This window comes from Ruminococcus sp. RTP21358st1_G6_RTP21358_211008, from assembly GCF_040908885.1.
GTDB classification, from domain to species: Bacteria; Bacillota; Clostridia; order Lachnospirales; family Lachnospiraceae; genus Blautia_A; species Blautia_A faecis.
In genome coordinates, this window is the sequence record NZ_JBDGDM010000029.1 from 1 (window position 1) to 15,508 (window position 15,508).

Genomic DNA, 15,508 nt, shown 5'->3' on the forward strand with positions numbered 1-15,508 from the left:
CGTTGCGCCGGCGAGTGAGTAATACACATTGTCCAAATGCGTCCGCATTGAAGAACTTTTAATCAACTAAATAGCAACTTAGCTAAGTACCTTCCTGGACTCCTCATCCGCAAATTGCTGCCGTACCAACTGGTAATAGTAGCCTTTCTTCGCCAACAGTTCCTTGTGTTTTCCCTGCTCTACAATCTTGCCGTCACGGACTACCAGGATCAGGTCGGCGTTTCGGATAGTGGACAGGCGGTGGGCGATCAGGAAGGAAGTGCGGCCTTTCAATAGTTTGTCTGTGGCCTGCTGGATCAGCTGCTCGGTTTTGGTGTCGATAGAGGAGGTTGCTTCGTCCAGAACGAAAATGGCGGGATCTGCCAGTACTGCGCGGGCAAAGGAAAGAAGCTGCTTTTCTCCGGTGGAGAGACGGTCGCCGCCTTCACCTACGTCACTGTCATAACCTTTGTCAAGCTTTTCGGCTACCTCATCGGCATGAACTGCCCTCGCAGCAGCCTTTACTTCTTCATCAGTGGCATCCAGTCTTCCATAACGGATATTCTCCATCACAGTCCCGGAGAACAGATGGGGATTCTGAAGCACATACCCGATGTTGCTGTGCAGCCACAACTGACTTCGCTCACGGTAATCTTTGTCGTCGATGAGGATTCTTCCCTTAGTGGGCTCAAAGAAACGGCAGGCCAGGTTCACCAGCGTACTTTTTCCTGCACCGGTCTCTCCGACGATTGCCACATTGGTACCAGCCGGAATTTTCAGGTTGAAGTTGCTGAGCACCTCTTCTTTTCCATCGGGATACTGGAATGAAACGTTTTCAAACTCAATGTCGCCTTTAATGGGTTCCCAGTTCTCCTTGTGGGGATCAAAGAAATCTCCATACTTTTCCAGAACCTCTGGGGAGTCTACCACCTGGGGCTTCTCTTCCAGAAGGGAGGTCACCCGCTCAATATTTGCCTGAGCAGAAATGCACTGGGACAAAATTCCTGCAAGCCTCTGAATTGGTTCAAAAATTCCAACTGCATATGCAGTAAATGCAGCAAGTGTTCCTATGTCCATACTTCCATTCAGAACCATAATGCCACCACGCTCCAGTACAAGGGCAGTTGCCAGAGCTCCAAAGAAAACTACCAGCGGAATATAAATTGCATTTAATCTGGCAGCCTTGATAGACGCACTTCTCATCTCCTCAGTGACAGAGGCAAACTCCCGGAAGTTTTTCTCCTCCACAACCAGGGATTTCACAGTTTTCGCGCCCATAATTCCTTCGTTGTAGCCACTTGTGATCTTGGAATTGATTTTTCTCACCTGACGGTTCCATGTGAGGATCTTATTCTGGAAATACCAGGTAAGGACTGCAATAGCTGGAACGATCAGCATGATCACCAAAGCCAGTTTCCAGTTCAGAAACAGCATTGCAACAAACACACCCACTACATAAAAGATAGCCCACAGCATATCGATCACATCCCAGGCGATCAACTCTGTGATCCTGGCTACGTCGTTCATTACCCTGGACAGGATATATCCAACCGGAGTTGCATTGTAGTAGGAAAAAGACAGCTTCTGAAGATGAACAAACAATGCCCTTTTCATATCACGGCCTGTTTCCACATCAAGTGTCATGCAGCCTCTGGTGAAACAGATGACGGACCACATCTGAAAGACGATCACTGCAATATACAGCGCAATAAATCCTCCAAGTCCTGCCAGAGTATTTTTCTCGATAAAGGAATCAATGGCCTGTCGCTGAAATAACGGCATGATAATATCCACTACGGAGCAGAGAATATTCATCACAATTACCATAATCAGCACATTTTTCCGGGGTGCAAGGAAAGGGAAAACCTTTTTCCAGATGGAAATATCAATGGATTTTGTATATTCTTTTTCTTCTATCCGCACATTGCACCTCCTTCCATGAGACGGATGTCACTGTTCATCTGAATCTCATAAATGTCTTTGTATGGTCCCTCCTGGTGGATCAGTTCCTCATGGGTACCCATCTGCTGGATTTCTCCCTTGTCCATCACAATAATACAGTCAGCCTGCATAAGAGATGTGATCCGGTGGGAAATCATAATAACCGTTGCTTTCTCCATCTCTTTTTTCAGTTCTTTGCGGATCTTGTTGTCTGTCTCCGTATCTACTGCGGATAGGGAATCGTCAAATACCAGGATCGGAGCTTCTTTCATCAGCATTCTGGCAATTGCAACACGTTGCTTCTGTCCACCGGACAAAGTGACGCCACGCTCACCTACGATGGTGTCATATCCGTCTGTAAAATGAAGAATTGACTCATCTACACAGGCAATCTCCGCTGCATGGCGAATTTCTTCATCCAGAAGCTTCTCCTTTGTGATGCCAATATTCTCACGGATGGTTCTGGAGAAAAGGAACGGTTCCTGGAGTACCATGCCGATATTCTGGCGCAGGTACTGACGGTCAATGTCACGAATGTCTGTACCGCCAATGGTAATACTGCCGCAGTCTTCCGGCAGATCATATAAACGGTTCAGTAAATGGACCAGAGTTGATTTTCCACTTCCAGTTGTGCCAAGGATTGCAAAGGTGCTTCCGGATGGGATTGTGAAATTGATATTTTTCAGAACCGGGTGGTCTGGAGAATAACCGAAAAATACATCGCGGAAGCAGATATCGCCATCCATGGCAGGTTTCATTCCACTGACAGGTCCCAAAGTCTGCTTTTCTCCACAGCCTTTATTTTCGGAATCCTCACTCGTTTGCTCTGCTGTCCGCGCAGGAATCTTATAATCCAGAGTTGCCTCACTCTGTCCTGCCTTCTTCTTTTTCGCAATATTCTCTGCATTTTCATTTCTGTCTGTACACTTAGCTTCACACTTTACAGCAGCATCCTCTTCCTCAGCCTCCAGAATATAAACCACACGTTCCATGGAAACCCCAGCCTTACTCATATCTGAAATAATCCTTCCCAGGCTTCGCACCGGCCAGGTCAGGGACGCATTATAGGAAATAAATGCCATAAACTCGCCCAATGTGATCTGTCCATTCACGGCAAAAACAACACCAGTCACCATAACCACCAGCACCTGCAGGTTGGTGATCAAATCTCCCGATGCCCAGTAAACGCTCATCAGTTTTCCAAGATATACCCATAAATTGGAGTAGGCATTATTTTTCTCATCAAACCGGTCGATTTCATACTTTTCTCTACCAAAAGCACGCACTACACGAACTCCAGTCAGATTCTCCTGCACGGTACTGGAAAGTGCCCCCTCCGCCTCATCAGCATCCTGAAAACGTTTCCCGATCCTGGAATAGAAATAGCAGGAATAACCGATGATCACCGGGAAAAAAGCTGCCGCAGCCAGTGTGATCTGCACATTCATGGAAAACATGATTCCCAGATACAGTACGATCAGGAAACAGATTCGAAACACCTCCGGCAGCTGCCTGCACACAAAGTTACGGATCACTTCCACGTCAGAGGTACATCTCTGAATGATCTCCCCGGTCTGGTGCTTTACATGCCAGGAAAAAGGCAGATACTGGGTGTGGTGATACAAGGTGTCACGGATGGATTTCAGGAAATTCTCTGAGCCTTTTGCCAGGCACATTTTACTTAAGTAATTAAAAACTCCCGAAAGAACTGCCGAAGCAGCTACCAGAAGTGCTGCCAGAAGCAGTGTCTGCCGCACATTCAGACCATCCGGAATTCCATCCAGCACCAGAATATGGTCTGCTGTGTATTTCACGATCTGTGGGATCAACGCATTACATGCTGTAAACAGCACCGAAAATAATAGCGTCCCCACAAAGAACCGGATATTTCCTTTCAGGAAACGGAAAATGATCCGGAATTTCCCGGTTTTGTTTTTCGTATTCATACTTTCCCCCATTTTATAAAAAAAGAACACTCCCTGAACGAATCAAGGAATGTCCTCCTTCACTCCAAAAGTTTTACATATTCTTTCCAATGCATCATATTCCAAGGCCTGGTTTCCTACATAACTCTCAAAAGCTCCAAAAAATTCCCAGGCTGCAGGCTGCAGATACAGTTCTTTTTTCACATATCCATCCAGGATCACTGCTTCTGGCAAAAAGCTTTTATAGGCGGCGCTCTGTGCCCCCAGCACATAAATCCTGTGCACCTTCGATAGCTGCTCCAATGCTTTTTTCTGCTCTGCAGTTGGTGCAAGCTCACCATTTACCAGAATACTTCCCGGAACCGGCTTTTGTACCAGCTTCATGGAAATACGTTCTCCCTGCAGGTTCCATTTCCCACACACAAGGTAAGTCTCACCATTGTAGGAAACCGTTTCCACCTGGTTCTCTTCTGGTCTGGCTGCAGCAAGTACCGGAAGGCGCATTATTCGAAGGCGGTTTTCCTTTCCGTAGTCTCCCAGCTGCTGGCAATCTGCCGGAGCATATATCCGGTCAAATACGGTAAGGGCTTTTCGCCATCTTGCCGGATATTTTTCATGGATGTAAGGCAGAAAATCAAGATCCACCAGAACTTTCATTTTTGCCGGTGCCTCTGCTGCCAGATAATATGGCAGATACCCTGTACTTCCAGCCATGATCACCACATCCCAGGAACTGCTGCCGAACAGCCTGCCCCACTCTCTTCTGGCAAGCATTCGCATATATCTTCGTATTTCCGGATTTTCCAGATAAAGAGCCGGATTTTTCTCAATCATACGGTAATTCAGGAAATCCTCCTCACTCAGAGTCATCCTTCCTGCGCCCATCACTTTTGGAATCTCTTTTTCAAAGGCGAGAAATTCTTTCACATCTCCCCTGCTTCCAAGCCAGCCACTATAAATAACCGTATCATATTTTTCCCTGTCCATACTGTCTGCAAGCTTTCGGACAACAAGCTTAGCCTCCCGCCCGGCTTTCCAGCTGCTAAGGATCAGGACTTTCTTTCTTTCCTCCGGATTTCGAAGGGAGAAAAACTCCATTCCAGGCACTGCATTCTGACTTCGGATACACTCCAGAAGACTGCCTCTGCCTTCTTTTAATCCTTCCTTTTTCTCTATGATCACTTTTCCATCATAGACTTTTCCCAGGGTGCATTTTTCCAGCCATGCTTCCTTTGCTTTACTCTTAGACGGAGCGCAGATATAATCTGTTTTCAGAAGCTCCCTTGCCGTAACTGAGAGAAACTCTGCTGTCTCCACAGACTTCATATCATAAATTTCCAGCATGGGATTAAAATAAACCTGTGTTTCTTTTTTCACAAAAAAGCCAGGCAGAACCATATTACCAATAATGTAACCGGCCTGGGAAAGCGCCTCCAGATATTCACGACTTTCCTCTTTTACATAGTCCACACCTGTTTTTTTCACCAGATGAAAACCGCCTTTTATGCAGGCCGTAACACTCGCCTTCTCAGAGGAAACATAATTCTTCAGCGCATAGTCCAGCATTTCCAGCAACAGATCACTGCCAGACTTTTTTTCATCTATAAGAAAGAAAAAATGGGAAGCATCCACCGGATTTCCGCATACCTCTGCGCAGGCATAGTTTTTGGAAAGTTCTTTCTTATTCTCATGGATGAATTTCAGAGCCTGACGCTTCACGCTCTCATAATCCTCCATATTATCTTTCAAAATCTTCTCTATCTCATTCATCTGAAGTCCTCTTACCTTCTATCAGCTCATCCAGCTTCTCACTCTGTTCCTGATTCCAGGATCTGGCCTGGAAGCTGTAAGGCATCTCTGTTGCGCAGTCTTCTGCCAGCAGCTTCATATTTATGGTTTTTGCAGCAAGGGTACCCAGGCTTTCTTCTTCCCCTTCCGGGCAGATAAAATAATCGCACAGATTCATAAATGCAAAGGGTTTCTCCAGCCATCCGGTAAGGATTACCCTTCCCTCCAGGTGAAGATCTGAAACCATAGCTTTCAGCTTCTGATACCCTTTCCCTTTTCCAGTAATGTAAAGACAGGTATTTTTCTCCAGACGACAAAAGGCTTTCAGAACGTTCTGGGCTTTTTGCTGGTACATACAGATATAATTGATTTTCTCTGTATCCGGTGCCGGAATGGCTTCCACGGTAATAACAGCTGGATTGCTTCCCTGGTATCTGGCGATAAAGTAGCTTTCTGTGGCAGATACGATTACCTGCTGGCCTGCCAGCTCCTTTGCAATCTGTTTTTCCCTGACAAAACGTGCATTGTATTGGAAAAACCGAACGCCCTCCATCTCCTTTGCCACCACTGAAAACAGGCTCTTTTTCCCGGTAAGGTCAATTGCATAGTCGAATTTCGCATCTCCAAACAGGCGCCTTGCCTCTCTCTTGTAAAAAGCATGTGGAATATCTTTTATTTTCCCCTTCAAAAACAGCTCATTCTTCGCGATTTCCTCCGCTTTTCCGTTAAAAGGCTGACCACGGTAAAGGATCCGAAGCCCGGCAGGAAGACCTATGATCTGTTCTTCCGCAAACTCATCTCCACCACCGCACACAAGCAGGGTAACATCGTATTTCTGAAAATCCAGATTCTCTGCAAGTCCAAGAAATGCTTCGGTTTCATCTCCCTCCGAAAAATCACCGGCATACATCAGAAGCTTTTTCTTTGGCGGCTGTGCCTCATTCTGACAGGATATGCACCGGGAATCCTCTTTTCCGTGGAACACAATGTCTGCAAGACGGCGGCAGACCTCTCCGTCATCTTGCGGACACGCCCAGGCTGCTTCCCTTTCGTAAACCTTCCGGTATGGCTCCATGGCTCTTTCGGCATCCTTCACATAATCTCCAAGCTGCTCATAAGTTTCTGCAACAGGACCCGGCAGCTTATCAATTCCGAAGTATAAGCCTCTGTAATTCTTATATTCTGCAAGATCCGGGATAAAGAACAAAATGGGCTTCTTCGATACCAGATAGTCAAAATAAATACTGGAATAATCGGAAATCAGAACATCTGTAGCACGAAGAAGCTCATTGGTATCTACGGTTGCAGGAATATACTGACCGGTTATCCCTACTGTGTCTTTAATGTGGTAGTATACAATCTGATGAGGCTTCACCAGCACCTGATACTCCCTGGTATCCACATTCTCCTCGATGGTACGGATCATCTTCTCATAGGCATCCAGGCTGGTATCCGGGCTGGAATACCTGCTGCCCTTCCAGGTAGGCGCATAAAGGATCAGCTTCTTCTTTGGATCTGCCTCCACGCCTGCCATCTGCAGCTTTTTAAATATGGCCTCCCGGTCTGTGTGAAAATAGCTGTCATTACGGGGCTGCCCGATTTCCAGAATTTTTCCGGGATAAATAGTTTTCATTTTGAACGCATTCTCATAAATCTCTGTCATAAAATGATTGGGCGCGATCAGATAGTCTGCTGCAAGGAAATTCCTTACTGTATTTCCTGCACTCACCTTGCCTGCCGGAATGTCAAATCCGATGGTTTTTAACGGGATTCCATGCCAGGTATCCACAAATATCTGCTCCTTGCGTTTGGTAAAATATCCGGGAAAGCTTACATTATTGATCAGATATTTGGCTGTAGCCAGATATTCCCTGTATTCTACAGACTGGAATTTAATAAATTTCACATTTGGATAATCCCTGTAAAGTCCCATCCATGGTTCATTATCCGAAAAATCGTCAATGACCCAGACATGGAGATACTCCTGAAATTCTGTCTGGGTCAGCAAATACTTGAAAATGGCATGAGGGCTGCAGGTCATGCCTCTGCCCCCAAAAGCCTCATATAGTATACATTTTTCTTTTATGGGACTGTCAAGAAAATCCGCGTACTTCTCCCGAAGCTCCTCAGTAAGATTGTATTTAGCCTCATCCCTGGCTCTCTTTAAGGCAGCCTCAAAAGTGTCCTTCTCTTTACCGGAATTTTCATCCGGGCGGACCATCCTTTTCACCAGCTTCTTCAGGTTGTTCACGGTGATCTTCATGTCACTTCCCCCTCTTCTTCGCAACTACACGTTCAAAAAGTCCGTCCCATTCTTTCACAGCCTTGTCAATAGAGAAATCATCAGACTTGGCAATGGCATTCGCAGACATCCGGGCACGAAGCTCTTCATCATGTGCCAGTTTCAGCATGGCCTGGGCAAATTTGTGGGGATCAAACGCTTCAGGAAGGAAACCAGTCTTTCCATCATCAATGATCAGATCCATGGCGCCCATATGATAAGCGATTACCGGAAGACCGAACTCAAAGGCTTCCATAATCACCATAGGCCAGCCTTCCCATCTGGATGGAAGAAGGAAAACAGAAGAATTCAGATAATACTTCTCAGGCTCATTGGTATATCCTACAAAATGGACACGCTTCTCCAGATGACGCTTCTTCGCGTCTGCTCTGATCTGGTCAAAAAGATCTCCGTCTCCGATGATATCAAGCTCCCACTCCGAATCCTCTTTGCAGAACTCTTCAAAGGATTCCATCATCAGATCCAGTCCTTTGGCATATACGAAACGGGTCGCCATGAGAAAACGTTTTGATTTCACATCGCACTTCTTTTCACTGACAAAGCTTCTGGGATTGATTTTTACTTCACAATCTATTCCAAGCTTCTCCATATAATCGCGCTTATCATAATCACTCAACACAATGTAGCGGTCCAGATTTGGGAGATACTGCTGAAGAAGGTTCTCCTGCTGCCAGAAAACGACAGGCTTCACATGAAGATATCCGTCATAGCAGTTATGCTGCCACCCGATGGTTGCGGCTTTCAGCCGGGGCGCGATCATGGCAAGTCTCAGGCTTAGGGATGCTGTGGTAAGGATCACGTCATAATCCTGGGAATTAAAATATTCCACCCATTTCTCTCTTGTTTTTTGGGGAAAAATTGCTTCTGCAAGAATGGAATTCAAGCTTTTTTTATTAAACATACCAGATCTGTCATTGAGCTTCTTCACCAGATAGCGGGCGCAGAAAGCCGGGGTATGATGCTTATTCACGAACTGGCTGTTGTCAATGAAATCCACATTAATATCTTCACTTAAATGATACATGGTGCGGTCTTCACGAAAGCGGTCTTCATAAGTCATGATCGTCACTTCATGCTCTTTCACCAGCTCGTTTGCCAACAGGGAAACCACTCTCTTGGTTCCGCCCAGATCAAAGATTTTTGTTATCCAGATACATATTTTCATGTTATATACCACCCCTGCAGGGGCTTCCTCCTTTTGCGGGATAAATCCTGAAGCATGTAAAAAAGGCTTTCGTATTTTCTCTGTTATACCGTAATTTTGAAATAATCCAGAACACGTTTGCAGTAATTATCTGTTACATTATGAGTCTTTGCAAGAATTGCCTTACGCTGATTCTCATAGTCATCTTTTCCATTTTTGACATCCAGAACAAACTGTTCAAACTGCTGTACATTGTAAATATGTTCTCCTGGCATGTATTCCAGTGGATCTTCAAATACCCATCCTCTGGACTCCGTATAGGCATCATAGTCATCCAGGGTAAATCCAATAGGTCTGTTGAGAAGCAGATAATCAATTGCCACAGAGGAATAGTCAGAAATCAGGGCATCCGAACAGTTGATAAACTCATAAAGCTGCAAGCCATTGTCTTCCAGATCCTGATTTTCCAGGTAAACAATATTTGTCAGCACATTTTCTCCAAAGTCATATGGAATCTGGAGATAATGCTTCTTAATTACCACAAGTACATGATTATCACGACAGAAATTATTAAAAGCAAGAAGCCGCTCCTTATCGTCCAGGATCGGGATATTAAATTCATTGTTCAGCGTTTCCTCATTCAGTCTCTCGCTGCTTGCATGACGGTAGGTAGGCATCCACAGGATCAGCTTATCACTGTCAGCTGCTTTCAGAAGCTTTTCCTTATATGCTCTTGCGGCGTTGCTTCCCTTCATCATCTGATCGTAACGGGGATAGCCAAGTGCAAGAAGCTTCCTGGAACTGCAGCCAAAGAACTCTTTCTTCGTCTCAATAAACACATCTCCTGGCACCAGACAGTAGTCGAAAAATACCTTGCGGTTGTTCTTGTTCGCCTTGTAGCCGCAGCCATGCCAGAGATTTACAAAAGTCTGACCCTTTCTTGCCATTCCGATCCAGTTAAACGCCTGGGTGTAAAAAATAAAGGCTGAGGTCAATGCATAGCGGTAAGCTGCTGCCCTGCGGATCGTCGTGTTCTTCTTGAAATTGCGAACAAACTTCACATTCTCCGCCTGGTATTTCTTATACTTCTCCGGCTCATGAACCAGCCAGACAAGCTCATATTTTTTATTATATCCATTTGCAACCATATAATCAAAAAGAGCCCGGCAATTGTCTGTAAAATCATCATTTGTCTCAAACAGGATTCTGTTTTTCACCATACGCGGGGGGAATTTACGAAGTCTTCTCACTTTCCAGCGGTCATATAAAGCATAAGTCACATAGCCTTTGAATGTGGTGAACAAAGGTCCTGCGCCCTGCTCTTTCAGGATTTTTGAAAATTTCTTTAGAATTCTCTGTGCTCTTTCCATGGATTTTACCTTTCTTAATATATTACAATCCAGAGCCTGTTTAAAAAAGGCTCTAAATCAGTCCGCATTAATACTCTTTCAGTTTCTCACGAAGCATTGTAGAAGAAGTATCTTTGGTGTAGGGAAGATAAACCAGCCTGGCTCCCAGGGCTTCCATCTCTTTCCCGGTGCGCTCCCAGCGCTCATTTCCCTTCCAGTCATCTCCGATATAAATTTCATCGAAACGGATCTTATCCCAGATTTCTTTTTTATCAAGGGTATTCGTGATGATCACCTCGTCCACATATTTAATAGACCGGACGATCTCAGCCCGCTCTTCCAATGGCACGATAGGTCTTTTATTCTTATAGCTTTCCACAAGCTCATCTGTATTTACGCCTACGATCAGATAATCACATCTTCTCTTAGCATTTTTGATCAGGTTCAGATGACCGATATGAAACATATCGTAAGTTCCCTGTGTGTATCCGATTACCTTTCCCATTTATCCCTCTCCTGTATCTGTTTTTTTCAAAAAAATAATCATAGCACATTGTTTTCTAAATAACTATACCACTCACTTGTCTGTGAATCCGATTGATATAATTATTTACGAAATGATGTACTAGAACCTTTTTGGATGGGTAACTTCTGCTTTTATTTTACTTTATATTCAAATACTCTGCAAGTGCCTCGCAGTAACCTGACTTCTTTGGCATAGTGTGCATTGCAGGCAATAATCTTCTTCTCTCTTCTTTAAAAGGATCCTCTCCCACTGCGATATGGGAAAAATAGTCCTTCAGATCCTCTAAATTGTAAATCTTCTCACCTGGCATATATGCTTCCGGATTTTCAAATACAAATCCTCTTGTATTTCGATAGCTTTCCAGGTCTGTGAGCACATAGCCCAGAGGTCGGTCAAGAAGCATATAGTCTACTGCAATGGAGGAATAATCCGAAATCAGTCCATCCATAAGTCCCACCAGTTCATACAGCTGAATGCCCGATTTCTGAAGCATTTCTTCTGTCACATAACGGATATTGGTATACGCACCTTCATCCAGGGACCAGCCAGACTGAAGGGGATGTTTTTTGATGATCAGAAATATTCCGCATTCCCTTAAATGAACATCCAGTGCTTTCAGCTCCGCCTCGCTCTCCAATGCAGGAAGCTGAAAGGGAAGTTCAATTTCATTCTCTGCGCTGATCAGCACCTCACTTTTTCGGAAAGTAGGCATCCAGATCACGGTTTTCATATCCTTATGGGAAAAAAGCTTCTCCAGCGCCTCCCCACGGCTGACAGATGGATGGAGCATCCAGTCATATCTTGGATAGCCAAGGGCAAGAATCTTCTCTTTCTCACAGTTCCAGTAACGGGATTTTGTTTCCACAAACACAGGTCCCGGCACCATGGCATGGTCAAAATGCATCATGCTTTTTCCTGCAGGCGGCTTGTTGTCTTTGGCTGCATCCTTATAGCCGCAGCCATGCCACATGTTCACTGTGGTCTGCCCTTTACAATGGTAAAAATTCAGGTAAGCTGTATTGTTTGTATAGAAAAAAAATCCTGCAACAGCGCCATAATAATAAGCAAGGGGGCTGGACCAGCCATATTTATTCTCTGCTGTTACAAATTTAACATTCTTGTATTTCAGTTTCTCACATTTTTTCTTATCGGAAACCATCCAGATAATCTGATGGTTCTCATTTATTTTATTCTGAATCAAATATTCATAAAAAGCCCTGGGATTGTCTGTCATGTCCTGCATGGTACGGTTTTTCAACACAATACAGTTCTGACGGAGCTTCCCGTGATTCCCGAACCATTTTCCCACCAGGGCAAGCTCCGCCTTTGAACAAAAGCGGCCCAGATAATAAAGAACACTTCCAGCCAGACCCTCTTCTTTTATTTTCCTTTTAAGGGAATCCTTTGTCATCTCTTACCCTCGTTTCTATAATTTGCCTGATAAAATTACGATACACCAGAGCCTGTTTGAAAAAGGCTTTCTGCAATTACATCTCAAAAGACGATTTCTCCGGAAAAATCACTTCAAAGCTTCTCTGAATTTCTTTCTTCTGCTTCTCAAAATCACCCACATTCACATCATCATTAAGGCAGATCATCTTACACGCCTGTCTGCGAATGGTATGGTGAATCTGCTGATCATGTTTTCCTATGGTATAAAATCTTCCAAGCTTCGATGACTGGGGCGTGAATTTTCCTTCCATGTACTGCCAGTATTTCATCACGTACTGATTTACATCGAATACTGTGCGGAAACGATTTTTACAAACCTCATCCAGAACAGCGCCTTCTTCGTCCCATACTTTCCAATAGGTTGCTTTCAAAAAAGGACTTGGAAGATGTGAATATTTAAAACTGGAAAATTCACGATAAGGCAGCATCAGCACATTGCGGAAGAGCATTGCTCCATAAGCCGGGCTAAACCATTTTTTTGCCTGTTTTTTGATCACTTCTTTTTTATTATAATGCATATTGGCAAGAGCTGCATCATTCATAAGAATATTGGCAAAAGGATTGCGGATATTGTCCTGCACAAGGGCGGTCTCAATACAGCAGTCACAGGGAAATCCGTTTTTGAAAAAATCTTCCGGTCTCACGGAATCAATGAGAAACATATCATCATTAAAAAAGACAAAATGCTCTGACAATCCTTTTATTCGGTGAAGATTCAGTTCTATGGAATTAATATTAAAGGTAGGAAGATAAGCAGGCGCCATAAAATCCTCATGCTTTACAATCTGAATCTTCTCATGAGCTGTATTCAGCCACTTTGGAACATGTCCCCATGTAACAAAATATATTTTATTTACCCAGGGAGCAAATTTCTCCACACCGCGGAACCAGTACTGAAGATTGTCCCAGTCGCGGTATCTGCTCTCCCCGGCGTCAGTTCCCCTGCCAGGCTGATATTTCCTGCGCTGTGCAAGCCAGTCAGGGTCACTGCCGTCCACCCAGGTGAGCACAAAATCTATTTTTTCCATTCCTATTCTCCTGCTCTTTAAATGGTTGCGGTCTAGAAATTGTGACGCACATCTTGCAGAAAGCCTTTTTCAAACACGCTCTAAAGCTTTCTCAGTCAGCTTATCTGCCATACAGAAGCATCAGCTTCTGCCCTTCCTTATGGATGTCAAATCCTGCTTCTGCCAGCCTTCTGGCCGCTTCTTCTCTTTCGATTCTCCCGGCTTCCTTCATCTTAAATACAGCTTTGGCCCATTTCTCCGGGCTTTCTGCCAGGGAAATCATTGTCACATTTTCCCGGGAGAGTACTGCTTCTCCTGTGATCTGGTCTGAAATCACACAGGGCAGGCCATTGGCCTGAGCTTCCAGAAGAGTGAATGGAAGTCCTTCAAATAAAGAAGGAAACAGGAAAACATCCATGGCGCTTAAGTACCGCTCCACGTCCTGACATACTCCCGTAAATATGATTTTATCCAGGACACCCGCCTTTTTAGCCTGCTCCTGGATCTGTTCCTTTAATTCGCCGTCACCAATAAGGCAAAGCCTTGCAGCCGGCTCTTTTCGTTGGATTTCATGGAAAATACGAAGAATGGCCTCATGATTCTTCTGAACCTGAAACCTGCCTACATGCCCTACTACCAGGGCATCCCCAGAAATCCCCAGCTTTTCTCTGATTTTCCGCCTGTTTGACTCTGAAAAGCCATATTTATCTGTCTCAATTGCGTTTGCAACCAAAGTTACTTCGCCCCGTTCAAAAGCCCTATCTCCGAACAACCATCTGCCTGCTTTTTCGGAACAGGCAAACTTCTCATTCACATAATGCTTCATTCTTGGACGATTCACGCCATCCATCAGCTTACGCACAATTCCCGGTGCTGAAGCGTTATGGGAATGTGCGATCACCTTTCTCACTCCTGCCTGCTTCGCCAGGCGAAGTGGTACGATATTGGCTGCTGAAAGCATATTCACATGCACGACATCGTACTTCTCCCGGGAAAGGAGCTTCCGAAAGGCCTTTATATAGCCAAAGTAATCTTTTTTTATATTGGGAACATAAAAAACCCGTCCACCAAGCTCCAGGATTTCTTTCTCATAAGCAATCGTTCCATACATGGATACAAAATCAAAGGATACTCCCTGTCTGGCCAGTTCCCTGAAATAATTCATTACAAATGCTTCCATACCGCCAGGATTATTTCCCAGCCCTACCTGCAGGATTTTCATTTTTCACCTTCTAAACGCTTTATCAGCTTGTCATATCTGGAAACTTCCCGGGTTAATTCCTTTTTCATGATCAGCCACCTATCATTTTACTGTATTGCTCAGAGATCGGATCAATGTCGCCGTATGCGATCAGCTTGCCTTTTTCCAGAATCATGGCCTTATTGCAAAGGCGCTGTACCTGTTCCAGAGAATGGGATACAAAAAGGACGGTAACACCTGAGTCAAACATACTCATGATCTTCTTTTCACTTTTTTTACGGAACTTGGCGTCACCTACGGAAAGGACCTCGTCCAGGATCAGGATCTTCGGTTCTACTACTGTGGCAATGGAAAAGCCAAGTCTGGATTTCATACCGGAGGAATAATTTTTCACCGGAACATCCATGAATTTCTGAAGTTCAGAGAATTCTACAATCTCATCATATTTGCTGTCAATAAATTTCTTGGTATATCCAAGCATGGCACCATACAGGTAAATATTCTCTTTTCCTGTATACTGCGGGTCAAAACCAGCGCCAAGTTCCAGAAGGGGAACCATTTTCCCATGTTTGTCCACATGACCCTCTGTAGGCTTGAATACACCGGAAATCACCTTCAGAAGAGTACTTTTTCCAGCTCCGTTAAGACCAAGGATACCTACACGGTCTCCCTTTTCCACGCTGAAGCTTACATTCTTCAAAGCCCAGAATTCATTGTACTGGATTTCTCTCTTAATGGTTTTAAATATATAATCTTTTAAGCTGTCAACCTTCTCACGGCTCAGGTTGAACTTCATACTTACGTTATCGACTTCAATGGCTGTCTTGCTCATATTTTCTCCTTAACATGTTCCTGTAAATGGTAGTTTAGAGCGTGTTTGAAAAATACTTTCTG

General features: G+C 44.4%; 11 protein-coding genes and 1 pseudogene. 1 reads left to right on the top strand and 11 read right to left on the bottom strand.

The features are described from left to right. Window positions 1-78: 78 nt before the first annotated feature. From AB5Z12_RS12330 to AB5Z12_RS12370, 9 genes are all read right to left on the bottom strand, one after another. Window positions 79-1,902 (bottom strand): ABC transporter ATP-binding protein, encoded by a 1,824-nt coding sequence (locus tag AB5Z12_RS12330; RefSeq protein ID WP_368357372.1) that lies wholly within the window; start codon window positions 1,900-1,902, stop codon window positions 79-81. After that, the gene (locus tag AB5Z12_RS12335) at window positions 1,893-3,866 is read right to left on the bottom strand and encodes an ABC transporter ATP-binding protein (protein WP_368357373.1); all 1,974 of its coding nucleotides are present in this window, start codon (window positions 3,864-3,866) and stop codon (window positions 1,893-1,895) included. The genes AB5Z12_RS12330 and AB5Z12_RS12335 overlap by 10 nt, the downstream gene beginning before the upstream one ends. A 42-nt stretch (window positions 3,867-3,908) precedes the next feature. Then, window positions 3,909-5,615, bottom strand: a complete 1,707-nt coding sequence (locus AB5Z12_RS12340; RefSeq protein ID WP_368357374.1) for a hypothetical protein — start codon at window positions 5,613-5,615, stop codon at window positions 3,909-3,911. Then, on the bottom strand, window positions 5,608-7,896 hold the full coding sequence (locus AB5Z12_RS12345; RefSeq protein WP_368357375.1) for a CDP-glycerol glycerophosphotransferase family protein: 2,289 nt from the start codon (window positions 7,894-7,896) through the stop codon (window positions 5,608-5,610). Before AB5Z12_RS12345 ends, AB5Z12_RS12340 begins: the two co-directional genes overlap by 8 nt. Before the next feature lies 1 nt (window position 7,897). Next, window positions 7,898-9,100: a glycosyltransferase gene (locus AB5Z12_RS12350; RefSeq protein ID WP_368357376.1), complete on the bottom strand. Its 1,203-nt coding sequence runs from the start codon at window positions 9,098-9,100 to the stop codon at window positions 7,898-7,900. Window positions 9,101-9,183: 83 nt separating this feature from the next. Beyond that, a complete protein-coding gene (locus tag AB5Z12_RS12355) occupies window positions 9,184-10,449 on the bottom strand; it encodes a CDP-glycerol glycerophosphotransferase family protein (protein ID WP_368357377.1) in 1,266 nt (421 codons plus the stop codon). Window positions 10,450-10,516: 67 nt separating this feature from the next. Continuing rightward, window positions 10,517-10,933: an adenylyltransferase/cytidyltransferase family protein gene (locus AB5Z12_RS12360; RefSeq protein WP_118579597.1), complete on the bottom strand. Its 417-nt coding sequence runs from the start codon at window positions 10,931-10,933 to the stop codon at window positions 10,517-10,519. Window positions 10,934-11,090: 157 nt separating this feature from the next. Next, on the bottom strand, window positions 11,091-12,365 hold the full coding sequence (locus tag AB5Z12_RS12365) for a CDP-glycerol glycerophosphotransferase family protein (RefSeq protein ID WP_368357378.1): 1,275 nt from the start codon (window positions 12,363-12,365) through the stop codon (window positions 11,091-11,093). Window positions 12,366-12,441: 76 nt separating this feature from the next. Beyond that, entirely contained in the window at window positions 12,442-13,434 is a 993-nt protein-coding gene (locus AB5Z12_RS12370; protein ID WP_173770280.1) for a Stealth CR1 domain-containing protein, read from the bottom strand. Between AB5Z12_RS12370 and AB5Z12_RS12375 the strand changes: the two are divergent. Then, window positions 13,409-13,528: pseudogene (locus AB5Z12_RS12375) on the top strand (DUF6783 domain-containing protein); the annotation flags it as partial. The gene AB5Z12_RS12370 and the pseudogene AB5Z12_RS12375 sit on opposite strands and share 26 nt — an antisense overlap. A gap of 6 nt (window positions 13,529-13,534) precedes the next feature. Here the strand turns inward: AB5Z12_RS12375 and AB5Z12_RS12380 are convergent. Beyond that, on the bottom strand, window positions 13,535-14,635 hold the full coding sequence (locus tag AB5Z12_RS12380; protein ID WP_173770279.1) for a glycosyltransferase family 1 protein: 1,101 nt from the start codon (window positions 14,633-14,635) through the stop codon (window positions 13,535-13,537). Window positions 14,636-14,705: 70 nt separating this feature from the next. Next, window positions 14,706-15,446 carry an ABC transporter ATP-binding protein gene (locus AB5Z12_RS12385; protein WP_118579582.1) on the bottom strand — a complete coding sequence of 247 codons (741 nt, stop codon included), beginning with the start codon at window positions 15,444-15,446 and terminating at the stop codon, window positions 14,706-14,708. Window positions 15,447-15,508 lie beyond the last annotated feature (62 nt).

Excerpts from the sequence above, each read along its gene's own strand:
- AB5Z12_RS12365 (WP_368357378.1), bottom strand. The coding sequence starts at position 12,365 with ATGACAAAGGATTCCCTTAAAAGGAAAATAAAAGAAGAGGGTCTGGCT.
- AB5Z12_RS12335 (WP_368357373.1), bottom strand. The coding sequence starts at position 3,866 with ATGAATACGAAAAACAAAACCGGGAAATTCCGGATCATTTTCCGTTTC.
- AB5Z12_RS12385 (WP_118579582.1), bottom strand. The coding sequence starts at position 15,446 with ATGAGCAAGACAGCCATTGAAGTCGATAACGTAAGTATGAAGTTCAAC.
- AB5Z12_RS12345 (WP_368357375.1), bottom strand. The coding sequence starts at position 7,896 with ATGAAGATCACCGTGAACAACCTGAAGAAGCTGGTGAAAAGGATGGTC.
- AB5Z12_RS12350 (WP_368357376.1), bottom strand. The coding sequence starts at position 9,100 with ATGAAAATATGTATCTGGATAACAAAAATCTTTGATCTGGGCGGAACC.
- AB5Z12_RS12355 (WP_368357377.1), bottom strand. The coding sequence starts at position 10,449 with ATGGAAAGAGCACAGAGAATTCTAAAGAAATTTTCAAAAATCCTGAAA.
- AB5Z12_RS12380 (WP_173770279.1), bottom strand. The coding sequence starts at position 14,635 with ATGAAAATCCTGCAGGTAGGGCTGGGAAATAATCCTGGCGGTATGGAA.
- AB5Z12_RS12340 (WP_368357374.1), bottom strand. The coding sequence starts at position 5,615 with ATGAATGAGATAGAGAAGATTTTGAAAGATAATATGGAGGATTATGAG.
- AB5Z12_RS12370 (WP_173770280.1), bottom strand. The coding sequence starts at position 13,434 with ATGGAAAAAATAGATTTTGTGCTCACCTGGGTGGACGGCAGTGACCCT.
- AB5Z12_RS12360 (WP_118579597.1), bottom strand. The coding sequence starts at position 10,933 with ATGGGAAAGGTAATCGGATACACACAGGGAACTTACGATATGTTTCAT.